Genomic DNA, 12,944 nt, shown 5'->3' on the forward strand with positions numbered 1-12,944 from the left:
ATAAGGAGGCCTGTGCGATTCCCGGGAATCGCACAGGCCTCCTTATATGCATTCCGAAAGCTGGTCAGCTGGCTTTTTTGCGTGGCACGTAGATGACCGTGTCGATGAGTTTGCGGTAATGGTCGATGATCTGCTTGCGCCGCGTCTTGAGACTTGGTGTGAGCATGCCGTTTTCCGAAGTGAATTCGTCGGGCAGTATTTCGAACTTGCGAATCGATTCAGCCCGGGAGACCCCTTCGTTCGCCTTGTTCACAATGCGCTCCACTTCGGTGTGCACGATTGGGTTCTTTGAAAGCTCTTCCAGATCGGCTGCCGGTTTGGCTCCCTGCGAGGTCAACCATGCATTCGCATCTTCGAGGTCGAGGGTGACGAGAGCCGCCACGAACGGCTTGCGGTCACCGATCACCAGGCATTGGGCTACGACCGGCGAAGTCATCACAGTGGTTTCCAAATGCCCAGGGGAGACGTTCTTGCCGCCGGCGGTGATGATGAGGTCTTTCTTACGGCCGGTGAGGTGGATGAAACCCTCATCGTCGATGTCACCCAGATCGCCGGTATGCAGCCAGCCATCCACAATCTGCTGCTTGGTCACCTCCGGCTGGTTGTGATATCCCATGCAGATGTCGCGCCCCTTGAAGCACAGTTCACCGTCTTCGGCAATGCCTGCGGTCGTGCCGCACAGAGGCTGACCGATGGTGCCGATGTGGTTGTTCTCAGGCAATGAGACACAAACGGGTCCCGAGGTCTCCGTCATGCCATAGCCTTCGAGCAGCGGCATGCCTATGCCATTGTAGAAATGGGCCAGATCCGAGTCCATCGGCGCGCCGCCGGTGATGGCGAAGTCGGCATTGCGGCCGAACACCGTGCGAATCTTCTTGTAGACAACGGCGTCATAGAACGCATGGCGCATGCGCAAGCCTGCGGGAATTCCGTTGCCGGATTGCTTGGCCTTGCTCCATTCGCGTGCCACGCGTACGCCGCGGGCGAACATGCGGCCGGCGAAACCAGTGCCTGCACGTTGGGAGGCGGCGTTGTACACCTTTTCGAATACGCGCGGGACGGCGAGCAGCAGAGTGGGACCGAAGTCCTCGAAGTCCTTGATGATCGTCTTCATATTGCTGGTGAGGCCGAGAGTGAGTGTGCCGGCAAAGGCCACCGTGGCCATGAATCGTGCGAACACATGGGAAAGCGGGAGGAACAGCAGCAAGCGGCGGTCGGGGATGTCTATTGCGCGAGGCATGTACTGTAGGGCGTCCATGCATTCGGCGGCCATGTTCCCGTGGCTGATTTCCACGCCTTTGGGGGTGCCAGTGGATCCGGAGGTGTAGATGATTGTGGCCAACGTGTCGCCATGGACGGCGGCTTTGCGCTCGAGGAACTGCTCCTCGGTCACGTTGGCCCCGAAGGCGATGATTGCGTCAATGGCGGCCGAATCTATGACGAATGAACCACGCATCGATGGGGTGTCGTTGGCGATGGATTCGAGCTTGTCGCGTTGCGCGTCGTCCTCGGCGAAGGCGAGCACCACTTCGGCGTCGTTGAACACCATGCGGATTTGCGCAGGTGAGTTGGTCTCATACACCGGCACGGTGACACAGCCGATGGACATGATGGCCATGTCAAGGGCCACCCATTCCCAACGGGTGTGCGCGATGATCGCGATGGATTCGCCTGCGCGTGCGCCCCATCCGATAAGTCCCCTGGCGATGGCCACCACCTTGTCTCGGAACTCAGTAGCCGAGAAGGTCTGCCAGATGCCGTTGGCGTCTTTGTAGCTCACCATGGAGCCGTCGGGATTGCGCTGCGCGCGCCCTTCCAGAAAGTCGAACAGATTGATGTCCGGATCAATCTCGTGCTTGAGTGGGGTGGTGTACTCCTTGACGATGCCGGCGTCGGTCACTTCGTCTGCGCTTGGTGCGGGCTGCTGCGCGTTGGAATGATTTTCACTTGTCATACTTAAGGAATACAGGATTGAGGATACAAAATCCCGTTTAGGTGTTTCTTACGGCGTAGTAACCCGTAAGTCGCGCAAAACTGCCGATAGAGTCCCATGCAAAAATAGACAAAATAGCTTGAGGAGGGTTGTGTGTCAAATGTTGGTGTTTGGCTCCGGGTATGAAGGAGGTCATCGCCTGGAATCGGTTAAAGCCAAAAACAACTGATTTGAGGAGATGACCTTGATGACCAGTGTATCCGATGATGTGGCCCTGACGATGGATGACATGCCGTTGGGCGAGGACGGGCTGATCGATTTCCGTGCTCTGGCGGTGGGCCTGATTGAGACGGTGGCCGACCACGCGATGGAGCTGGAGGCCGACGAGCTGCTGGGCGAGGGCAACCGCAGGAACGGCTATCGTGAGAGAAGGCTTCGGACGGTGATCGGCGAGATCGTGCTGCGGGTGCCCAAGCCGCGCGAGGACACGTATTTCCCCGAACGGGTGATGCGCCCGTACTCGCGTGTGGACCGGGCGATGGTTGGCGTGGTCTACAGGGCATACGTCAACGGGATGAGCACCCGCAGGATCGAGAAGGTCGCGGACGAGCTGGAGTCCGGCCGGCTGAGCCCGTCGACCGTCTCGCGCATGCGCGCCTCGCTGGACGGCGAGGTCGACGCGCTGCGCCAGGCCGAGTTCGACGCCGGCTCGCCGGTGCAGTACCTGTGGTTGGACGCGACCTACGTCAAGTGCCGCGACGACGACTCGCGCGTGTGCTCCCAGGCCACCGTCACCGCGATCGGCGCGTTCATGGACGGCACGAGGCGTTTCGTGGGCTTCGACCTGGTGGACACCGAGTCGTACGACTCATGGAAGCGGTTCCTGCTCTCGCTGCGCCGTCGCGGCGTGGCGGGCGTGCGGCTGGTCACCTCGGACGCGCACGCGGGCCTTCGCCGCGCGATCATGGAGGTGTTCGACGGCGCCTCGTGGCAGCGTTGCTTCGTGCACATGCAACGCGACCTGACCGCCCGCATCAGGCACAGGAAGGACCAGGGGCGCGCCATGCACGCCCTGTCCGCCGTCCCACGCCAGCCGGACGCGGCCATGACGCGTGCCGCCTACGACGCGGCCGTCGTCCGCATCGGCGCCATCGACCGGCGCGCCGGCGAACTGCTCGAGGACGCGAGAGAGGACGCGCTGGCCCATCTGGCGTTCCACCGGGAACACTGGGTCAGGCTGCGCACCAACAACGTGCAGGAACGCGCCAACGCCGAGATCAAGCGACGCACCCGCGCCGTGCAGTCTTCCCCTCACGCGAGTCCCTGATCCGCCTGGTCGGCGCCGTCCTCGTCGACATGAACGAGACCTGGGCGACCCGCAGGTTCATGAGCGGCGACGACATGGCAACCGCCCTGAACCCGCGCACACCCCGACGCGCCGAGATCACCGACGAGATGCAACGACGCGCCGACCAGATCATCATGACCGCACTCGAGTCCGCGGCATGAGCATGTAATCAAAACCAACCGATGCCGGCGACGACGCTGACACCAACATTTGAAACGCGATCTTGAGGAGTGTGAAACGCGCTTGATAATCTGCTGAAAGCGAACTATGCTCAAATTAGACAAATGAACAGACAATCAATGGCATCTTAGACGGTTCCTCTAAAATATTACGACGCACAGCTCCCTTCGGGTCGGATAAAGTCCAGATGGACGTGCATTCTGGGAATTCTCGTAACGCTTACACGGAATGCACATGTGAACAGGGGAGTGGAAAGAGAGTAGGCATGGTCCGACGGCAATGCATCTGCGGCGCGCACCTCTATGGCCTCGGCCACACCGGTCCGAACATGTTCGGCTTCATCCCGTCGTCATCGCTGGCGCATTACAACTACGACTGCGAATTCAACACCGGAGTTACGCTGCCGGGAGGGCGAATCCTCGAGCAATGCGAGAACTGCGGTGCCATCGTGCTGTGCGAGTACCCCACCCTCGACGGTTCCAGACGAGGGGAGGATCCACTCATCGCCTACGGTCCTGGCACTGTGTACGAACAATGTGACATCGAATCGGTGCCGCTGACCTACCGCTCGTTCAGGGCGCTCATGTCTTCGGGCGTCACCGGCGGCGTCATGTATTCCGAGGCGTTCAAGACGAACATTGCGAAGCTCTTCGACACCGACATCGACCACCTGCCCAGTTGGAAGGTGCTGAAGGATGCCTTGCTTGATTCCGAGAACTGTGCGCTCGACGAATGGTGGCAGGCCGCGATCGGCCGCAACTTCATCGTGCTGTACGAGAACTCCAAGGCATTGCGGCTTGTCGCCGCATGGCATCGTGTGCCGGGGACCGAAATTCTCAACACCGACATGCGACGGGTGATCGAGGAGAACCGGGATCCCATGCGTCACACGGCCTCCGATGCCGATGAGATGGAACAGGCCGGGCGGGAACTCGAAATCAGCGATGCCACCAAGAGGCTTCTGCTCACCGGTACGCATGCGCGCCTGCGTCTCATAGCCAGGTCGATGAGACTTGGCAAGCCGATCACCGAACTGGCTCGATTCGTCTCCCTTGAATCGTTGATGGGCGGCAAGCAGCTATGGGAGAATGGTGATGTACGCGAGTTGCATTTCGTGCCGTTCGGCATTTTCCATGCCGAGGTGGCCGATGATACCGAAATGCACACCGTCGACATCATTATGCGTCATAATTTGCTGTCGCGCATGATGTGCTCATGCGAGCAGGCACAAAGTCTGCACGTATGTCGGCATGAGGTGGCCACAATCCTGCAGTTGGCCCAGCAGTTCCGGTTCGCCATAGACCTCGACGTCGAACATGGTGTGTCGATGCGCGAGGGTGAGCATGGGACAGGCGGCCAGTTCGGGCATTACGCCAATATGCTCGACGTGATGCGCGAACATGAGGATTCCAGGGATACCTATGAATGGCTCACCGCGTACATTCAGCCCCTTGAAAGCGACACCGGCGACCTCTATCACACCGAGTTCATGACGATGCCAGGTGTGATGAGCAGCGTGCCATACGTGGTATATGAGCCGATTATGCTCGGCTTCATCGATTCCGTGCTCACCCGATGTTCCGCTGACTTCACCAAGACGCTGCGCCGTTATGGGCTCGATGCCGATGTGGATCCGAAGATCTTGAATATGCGTTCGTTGGACATGGAATTGGTGAGCGCACTGATCACCATGATTGTGTACCGCGAACGCCGTTCCGACGGGTACCTCGCCGAATGCTTGGAGAATGGCGTGCTCGTCGGCCTGCTCAAGCGTATGAGGGAACTCGTGGAGGAACACAAGGGGCGTCAGTCACGGCGCATACGCCAATAGGTTGAAGCCAATGACCTCATGCGGCTGTGGGATACACTTGGGGTTATGAATGATTCGATCAGTTACAGGACGTTGCAGCGCACCGATTACCCAGCGTTAACGAAGATGTTGTGCGAGACGTGGCACAAGCAGGATCCGCAGATGGATGAGGATCTGCAAATGAAGCTCGCCCAGATAGATCTCGAATACTGCCTGGCACGCACAACCACCGCAGAAGTGGCTGTACGCGATGGTGAGGTGGTCGGCGCCGTTCTGGGTCGCATCGACGCCCAGGAGACCCGCAAGGGAATCAACCAGCATCATCGCAGCGTCATGAAGATCATGGGCCCGCTTTTCTTCAACAAGTCAGCTCATCAGGCGTTGAAGAACATGCTCAACGCCGAGAAAGCCGACCGGCAGATGATCAAGCAGGCGAAGAAGGACGGCCATGCCTATGACGGCGAGATCGTGCTCTTCATTGTGCGCGAGGACATGCGCGGCCAGGGCATAGGCCAGCATCTGTTCGACTGGATGCTCAATGAGTTCAAAGTAAACAATGTGGAACACTACTTCCTGTACACCGACACGGATTGCGACTACGGTTTCTACGAGGATCGCGGCATGGTGCGTCGCATGGAGATGCCCATGGAACCCCACACGCCGAAGGAGGACACCGAGGCGCATCAGGAAGCTGATTACCTCGACAACCATTTGCATGCGCTGATGTTCGACAACGAGACGTCACCAGCCAATGAGGGTGTCAATCCGCTCGGCCGTGACTAATTGAGAAGGCGTCGACATGCATATGAGCGAACCTGAATTCGAGCGGACCGTCACCGAGGCGGTCCGCTCCGTTCCAGAACGGTTTAAAAAAGCGCTTTCCAACATTGCAATCACCGTGGCCGACGAGCCGACGGACAAAGAATACGTCAGCATGACCCACGGAGACGGGGAGCTGCTCGGCCTCTACCAAGGCACGCCGATCACCCAGCGTACCACCGGATACGCCGGCGTGCTGCCGGACCGCATCACGATCTTCAAGGGCCCCCATGAACGCATCTGCGCCACGCATGCGCAGATGGTCGAACAGATTCGCAAGACCGTGCTCCACGAGCTGGGGCATTATTTCGGATTCGATGACAAGTACCTGCACTCGCACGGCTACTGATGCTGGCGAATATACGCAATGACGGTGGCCGGAGACCTTGAGAACCAAGGTCGCCGGCCACCGCCACCTTATGCGGGACTAGTCAATGGTGGTGCCGAAAGGCCACAGGGCAAGCTTGCACATCTTGAATGACTGAATGCCGAAAGGCACGCCAATCACCGTGATGCAATTCAGCACACCGGCAATGAGATACCCAAGCGCCATCCACCAGCCGACCAGCACCACCCATACGATGTTGAGCAGCAGCGAACCCACCGAACCGCCATAGACGACGTGTTGGCCGAATGGGGTGAGCGTGAGCTGGGCCATCTTGAACGACTGCACACCCAACGGGATGCCCACGATCGTCACACAAAGCACGAGGCCGACCACGAACCAGGCGAAGGCGATCTCCAGACCACCCAGAACAAGCCAGATCAAATTACCGATGAATCTCATACCGACAGTGTAGGCCGGCCATGGATACGCGGCCAAACGCACGATGTCCATCGGCGAACATGCAGGGACCTGCACGGAGACGACATGGCGCTTCGTCTGCCGACCATGTGACAATACGAAGATGCGGGGGGACTCAGACGAGTTGAGAACGCGACAGCGTGACCCTTTGAACCTGTTGGCTAACACCTACGTAGGGAGACATCATATGGCGAAATCCATGCCGACCACCATCACCAGAACCGACCTGCCACCGTTCGCGTCGCGCATGCGCCAGGCCGCCGATCCGGTATGGGAAGAGGGCTACAGGCAGCCATTCATACAGGAACTCGGCGCTGGAACCCTTGACCGTTCGAAGTTCGCATTCTACCTGATGCAGGACGAGCTCTACCTCGGCGCCTATGCGAAGGTGCATGCGCTCGCCGTGACGAAGACCGACGACCGTGAGGTGATGGCATGGATGGCGAGTGTTCAGGACGCGATCCTGCATGTGGAGACCTCACTGCATCGCGATTATCTGGCATCATTCGGCCTGACCGAGGAGAAGGTGCTGCACGGCCAGCAGTCCGCATTCGCGCGCGCCTACACGACGAACATGCTCACCACCGCGTATTCGGGCGATCTGCTCGACATCCTGGTGTCCGTGCTGCCCTGCGCGTGGGTGTACGCCGACTATGGCGAGCGACTGGCACGTGATTTCGCACAGGGACTCGAGCACAATCCATGCCGGCAGTGGATCGACATGTACAAGACCGACGAGTTCTGGCAGAGCTCCGTATGGCTGCTCGCGCAGATCGAACGCCGCGTTGCCGGCGTGGGCGAGGAGCGCCGGCGTGGACTGGTGGATTCGTTCGTGCGTGGTGTCGAATACGAGTACATGTTCTGGGCGAGCGCCTATGAGCGCCAGATGACCTGGAAACCGCAGTGGGAGGGCCTCACCTCACGCTGATCCGGTATCGGCGTGCAGATTTGCGGATGCTCCGCGCTTCGCCGCACGCGATTGATGTGCCAATGAAAACGCCCGGCTCATGTGGGCCGGGCGTTTTCATCCGTAAAGGCTTTGCATTCGTTCTATTCGCGCACAAGCTGGATGTGCTCGATGTCGTCGCGATGTGAACGACGGTAGAGCACGGCACGGTTGCCGATCACCTGGACTACCTCGGCCCCCATGCGATCGGCGAGTCCCTGTGCGGCCTCCTTGGCGTCTATGCCCGAGCCGTCGAGCACCTGCACTTTGATGAGCTCGCGTTTCTCGATCGTCTCGTCCGCCTGCTTGATCACGTTGTCGCTCAGATCGCCTTTGCCGATCTGTACGAGCGGCTTGAGCTGGTTCGCCATCGCGCGCAGCTGCCTGACCTGCTTCTTCGTCAATGCCATATTCTTGTTCCTACCTTTGGAAACCCGGTTGTCTTACAGATTCCGTGCGTAACAGACCGCTCCATCGTACAGGAGCGTTGGGTCAATGCGTGCCGATCGCGAGGTTGGGCTGAATACGAAGACAGTCGGAATACGCGTGTGAGATATGCGCTGGGGTTGGGCGCCCACGGGACGGGGAGTGTCTCGTCACTGGATCGCAAGCGCCCTTTACGTTCCTCAACACTCCCCGTCCCGTGGGCGACCAACCCCAGCGCAGGCAATCAGTGGCGATCAGAAGTCGACGTGATGGGGATCGGCACCCTGACGTTCGCCGGTGTCCATCGCGTTGATCCGGGCCATGTCGTTCTCGCCCAGTTCGAAGTCGAATACGTGGATGTTCTGCACGATGCGGGTTTCATGCACCGACTTCGGCAGCGGAATCACCTCACGCTGCATGTGCCAGCGAATCATCACCTGGGCAGGGGACTTGCCGTATTTGTCGCCGATATCGCGCAGCGTCTCGTTTTCGAACAAATCACTGCCCCGACCTCCCATCGGATGCCATGCCTCGACCGCAATGCCCTTGCTGTGGCAGAAGTCGATGAGATCCTGATTGGCGAAGAGCGGGTTGGACTCGATCTGGTTGACGGCAGGCTTGATCTCGGCGAGATCCAGCAGCTCTTCGAGCTGATCCTGCTCGAAGTTGCATACGCCAATGGCCTTGACGCGGCCGTCGCGGTAGAGCGTCTCCAGTTCCTTCCATGCCTGCTGCCAGCCTTCGACCGGCCAGTGCAGCAGGTAGAGGTCGAGATAATCGAGATCGAGGAGCTTGAGGCTCTTGTCGAAGGCCTCCTTCGTCTTGCCGGCGCGAATGTCGTCGTTCCACACCTTCGTGGTGACGAAGATCTGGTCACGTGGCACGTCGGACGAGGCGATGGCCTCTCCCACCGACTTCTCGTTCTTGTAGAACGCCGCCGTGTCGATGAGACGGTAGTTGTTGGCCAGCGCGGCCTTGACGGCGTTCACCGTCTCTGGGCCTTCTTCGGCGTGCCATACGCCGAAGCCGATTTCGGGCATGAGTACCTCGTTGTTCAGTGCGATGGTATGTTCGCCATCCTGCAATGCCATGACTTCCTCGTTTCTGTACTTGTGGTGGGCATATTCTCCTGCGTTTCATCTTAATGGCCCCAAACAATGGACATGCAGCATCGTGCTCTATGAGAACAAGGCGGCAGTGGAGAGGAGTGCGGAAATAAAAAACCACCCGCCATGCGGCGGGTGGTCACGACTCATGTGCGTCGCCTACGGCATTGGGTCCTTGTGGGACGAACCGTGCGTCATACATTCGACGTGGACGGAACGGCGCTCAATGCTATTCGCGTCAACCTCATTCGTCGGCGCCGCCGTGCGCGGTGATTGTGTCATCGTACATGACGGGTGTCGTTGTGAATATTTTGCATGAGTATTCGTTTTGAGCGTAACTACAATTCATATGGTGAACACATTCATGGCGATTATGGCCGCCAACGTCGTCACGGTGAGCGTCATGAACACGATGTCACGGCCGCGTATGTGCATGGCATGCCAGGTGGAGCGGGGGCGCCCCTCTTCGAAGGAGCGTGCCTGCAGGGCCAACGACAGGTTGTTGGCATGGCGTATGGCGCCGGCGAATACCGGTATGATGGTCGCGCACATCGCGTTGACCCGTTGTGGCAGGGAACCCGATTCTATGGAACCGCCACGAATCGCCTGCGCATCTCGAATGGAGAGTGCCTCCTGGGCCAACGTGGGCACGAACCGCAGGGCCAACGACAGCACCAATGCCGTCTCCTGCGTATGCCAATGCAGTCGCCGCAGCGGTGAGAGCAACGAAGAGAACGCCGCCGTCAGACGGGTGGGGGTCGTGGTCTCAAGCAGGAGAGCACCTAATATCAACACGATGGCAAAGCGCGTCGTGTAGATGATGGCGACGGACACGCCGCCGGTCGTGATCGGCAGGGGACCGATCCTTACCAACACATCACCGGTATGAACGACACCGATGTTGAGGGCACCCATGACCGCGAACAGGACAAGGAAGCCACGCACCGAACGCAATAGCCTGGTGAAGCCGACACGACTGGCGCCCCAGAGAGCAGCCGTCAGCAGCACACCCACAGCCAACTGGGCCCAGGTGTTCATGGCGAAAGCCGCACACATCACCGTGAGGATGCATACGATCTTCACGCGTGGGTCGAGGCCGGACACCCAGGAGTAACCCGTGTCGGTGGGGGAGAGTACCTCACGCTGGACCTCGCCGCCGCTATCTGCGTGAGCCCGTCCCTGTTGCTCATTGCCGAACAGGATAACCTGATCGGCCAAACGGTCCACCTGATCGGGGTCATGGCAAATGAGAATGACGGTGACCCCTCTGTGGCGAAGATTCTCCATCAGGCGCTCGATGTGTCTGCTCGCCGAGGTGTCGAGCCCTGCACATGGTTCGTCCAGCACCAGCACCGACGGATCGCAGGCGATGATTCCGGCGATGGCGACCAGCCTCTGCTGGCCGCCTGACAGTTCGAACGGATTCCTGCCGCGTAGGTCAGACACGCCGACGAGGTCCAAAGCCCAATCGACGCGTTCACGCACCTGTGCCGCATCCAAACCCTGGTTGGTTGGACCGAACGCCACATCGTCGGCCACCGTTTCGGCAAATAGCTGGCGTTCGGGATGCTGCATCACAAATCCGAGCACTCGACGCAAGCGTCTGCGCTCGCGTCGTCTCGCTTGCGTCACGTCGATGCCCTCCACCACGATTCGGCCGCCGCGCGGTTTGTCGAGCGCGCACAGCAGACGCGCGAAAGTGGTCTTCCCGGATCCGTTCGGACCCATGATGGCCGTCAGGCATCCGCGTGGAATCCGTAGATTCATATGGCTGAGCACATCCGCCGATTCCCGCTCATAGCGGAACGATACGTCATCGAACACCACAGCGGTTGGTGCCGCCCCGATTATTCCGGCATGCTCGGTGTTGACATGTCGGGCCAGGGTATCGAGCTGGGCGAACGTGGTCACACTGGGGGAATGATGGTCGTGTTGCGGCATGTGCTGTGCGCAATCCTCACCGGTGATTCTGCCGTGCTCGATATGCACGATGCGATCGGCATGCCGTAGTTCCTCGGGCAGATGCGAGACAATCACCAAGGTCGTCCCCGATGCCTGGATGCGATCGAGTAGCGCCAGCACCTCGGCGCGCGCCTGCGGGTCGAGCATGGCGGTGGGTTCATCGAGCACTAGCAGACGGCTGTGTATGGCGAGCATGCCGGCGATGGCGATGCGTTGTTGCTCGCCACCGCTCATATGTGTGGGGTCGGCCCCCCATGCTGTGAGCATGTCGACACAGGAAAGTGAGGCATGCACCCTTGCGCCGATCATGTTGGCGGGTACATCGAGGTTCTCCGGGCCGAATGCCACATCGTCGGCGGTCACCGTCGTGACGATCTGATCCTCGGGATTCTGGAACACCGCGCCGATGCCACGTCGTGCACATGCGTACGCATCGGCGTCGGCGCCACCTTCGTCGGTGAACACCGTGTGCCCCAAGAGCGTCACGGAACCTGTGTCGGGCGCGCTGAGTCCGGCCATCACACGTAACAATGTGGATTTCCCCGACCCGTTCGCACCGACGATGCACACGCGTTCGCCGGCGCGAATGCCAAGGTTCACATCGTCGAGCGCCCATGTCTCACCGCCGTCATAGGAGAATCCGACATGCCGCAGCTCGATCTGGAATCCCGAGGCGTTCATCGGGCGATCAGCTTGCAGACCGGGCGATAGCACAGGAAGCTCACGACGCCGTTGATTGCGAATTTGAGCAGATTGAACGGCAGCAGAATCGGCACGATCATCGAGGCGACTTGCTGCATGCTCATGTGCGCGTAGAGCGGGGTGATGAACAGATTGCCTACGATGGCCGCCGCGAGTGCGACGGCGGCGCCGAGGAGGATGCCGGTGAGTGCGCCTGTGCGTGTGGAACGCCTGCGGTAGATGAAGGCGACCGGCAATGAATACCCGAGTGCCACGAGAATCGCCATCACTGCGCCCAGCGGGTTGACGAACAGATGAGGCACGAACCCGAGCACGCTGACTATGACCGCACCCGAGGGGCCGAATGCGAAGCCTGCGAGAATGCAGACGATGCCCGATGGATCGTATTTGAGCCAAGGTGCGGCAGGCATCAACGGAATCTCGATGAAACTGACCGCCATGGCAAGTGCGACGAACAACGCATACATGGCGATGCGCTGCGTGGACCAGCGTCCGCGGTCTGCCGCCCCAGTGGAGTGGCTGCCGGAGACCTGGTTGGGTGAAATCGAATCTGGGTGTGAAAAAACACTCATGCGAGCTCATTTCTTTCATCCGGACTATAACCGTTGGCCCTGGACTCGCACCAGATCCACCGCTTGCGCGGGTTGCGGGCTCCGCATGCGGGCACGGGCCCGTTGCGCTACCGCCAGTAAGGAGTTTCACCTTCCCTGAAATTGCACTACCTATGTATAGTCCACCGCACGGATTTGCCTGCCCATTGTCCACAATATGGGCGATATCGGATGGGACGCGGCCCAGATCGGACGCCTATTTGTTAATGCGATGTATTAGTATGAGTTCGGAATGAATCGCCAGAACGGCAAACGATTGCTTCCCAGTGCATGCCAATTGCGTACCATATAAGGAA

Annotated in this window: 12 protein-coding genes and 2 riboswitches; of the genes, 6 read left to right on the top strand and 6 right to left on the bottom strand. The window is 59.6% G+C overall.

All coding sequences use genetic code 11. The features are described 5' to 3' along the window. Window positions 1-64: 64 nt before the first annotated feature. On the bottom strand, window positions 65-1,954 hold the full coding sequence (locus tag OGI63_RS05025) for an AMP-dependent synthetase/ligase (protein ID WP_012619963.1): 1,890 nt from the start codon (window positions 1,952-1,954) through the stop codon (window positions 65-67). Window positions 1,955-2,180: 226 nt separating this feature from the next. On the opposite strand from OGI63_RS05025, the gene OGI63_RS05030 reads away from it, so the two are divergent. The 5 genes from OGI63_RS05030 (at window position 2,181) to OGI63_RS05050 (ending at window position 6,439) form a co-directional block, all read left to right on the top strand. Then, window positions 2,181-3,260 carry an IS256 family transposase gene (locus OGI63_RS05030; RefSeq protein WP_004218136.1) on the top strand — a complete coding sequence of 360 codons (1,080 nt, stop codon included), beginning with the start codon at window positions 2,181-2,183 and terminating at the stop codon, window positions 3,258-3,260. A gap of 29 nt (window positions 3,261-3,289) precedes the next feature. Further along, complete coding sequence (locus tag OGI63_RS05035) at window positions 3,290-3,442, top strand: hypothetical protein (RefSeq protein WP_012619965.1); 153 nt, start codon at window positions 3,290-3,292, stop codon at window positions 3,440-3,442. 284 nt (window positions 3,443-3,726) lie between these two features. Beyond that, window positions 3,727-5,292 carry a DUF6508 domain-containing protein gene (locus OGI63_RS05040; protein WP_004218134.1) on the top strand — a complete coding sequence of 522 codons (1,566 nt, stop codon included), beginning with the start codon at window positions 3,727-3,729 and terminating at the stop codon, window positions 5,290-5,292. A gap of 45 nt (window positions 5,293-5,337) precedes the next feature. Then, entirely contained in the window at window positions 5,338-6,054 is a 717-nt protein-coding gene (locus tag OGI63_RS05045; protein ID WP_012619967.1) for a GNAT family N-acetyltransferase, read from the top strand. A 16-nt stretch (window positions 6,055-6,070) separates the two neighbouring features. Continuing rightward, a complete protein-coding gene (locus OGI63_RS05050; RefSeq protein WP_004218132.1) occupies window positions 6,071-6,439 on the top strand; it encodes a metallopeptidase family protein in 369 nt (122 codons plus the stop codon). Between the two features lie 78 nt (window positions 6,440-6,517). Here the strand turns inward: OGI63_RS05050 and OGI63_RS05055 are convergent, their stop codons facing one another. Next, entirely contained in the window at window positions 6,518-6,928 is a 411-nt protein-coding gene (locus OGI63_RS05055) for a YccF domain-containing protein (protein ID WP_004218129.1), read from the bottom strand. Window positions 6,929-6,992: 64 nt separating this feature from the next. Next, a riboswitch (TPP riboswitch) is annotated at window positions 6,993-7,092 on the top strand. Here OGI63_RS05055 and tenA point away from each other — a divergent pair. Next, on the top strand, window positions 7,083-7,823 hold the full coding sequence (gene tenA, locus OGI63_RS05060; protein ID WP_004218127.1) for a thiaminase II: 741 nt from the start codon (window positions 7,083-7,085) through the stop codon (window positions 7,821-7,823). Its footprint overlaps the riboswitch before it by 10 nt. A 122-nt stretch (window positions 7,824-7,945) precedes the next feature. Here tenA and yhbY read toward each other — a convergent pair whose 3' ends face one another. From yhbY to OGI63_RS05080, 4 genes are all read right to left on the bottom strand, one after another. Next, window positions 7,946-8,251 (bottom strand): ribosome assembly RNA-binding protein YhbY, encoded by a 306-nt coding sequence (gene yhbY / locus OGI63_RS05065; protein WP_004218126.1) that lies wholly within the window; start codon window positions 8,249-8,251, stop codon window positions 7,946-7,948. Between the two features lie 270 nt (window positions 8,252-8,521). After that, entirely contained in the window at window positions 8,522-9,358 is an 837-nt protein-coding gene (locus tag OGI63_RS05070; RefSeq protein WP_004218125.1) for an aldo/keto reductase, read from the bottom strand. Window positions 9,359-9,718: 360 nt separating this feature from the next. Then, window positions 9,719-12,016, bottom strand: coding sequence for an energy-coupling factor transporter ATPase (locus OGI63_RS05075; protein ID WP_004218124.1), 2,298 nt, complete (start codon window positions 12,014-12,016; stop codon window positions 9,719-9,721). Beyond that, a complete protein-coding gene (locus OGI63_RS05080) occupies window positions 12,013-12,609 on the bottom strand; it encodes an ECF transporter S component (RefSeq protein ID WP_004218122.1) in 597 nt (198 codons plus the stop codon). The genes OGI63_RS05075 and OGI63_RS05080 overlap by 4 nt, the downstream gene beginning before the upstream one ends. Before the next feature lie 3 nt (window positions 12,610-12,612). Beyond that, window positions 12,613-12,756: riboswitch (FMN riboswitch) on the bottom strand. Between the last annotated feature and the right edge of the window lie 188 nt (window positions 12,757-12,944).

The sequence above is a fragment of the Bifidobacterium sp. KRGSERBCFTRI genome (assembly GCF_025908335.1).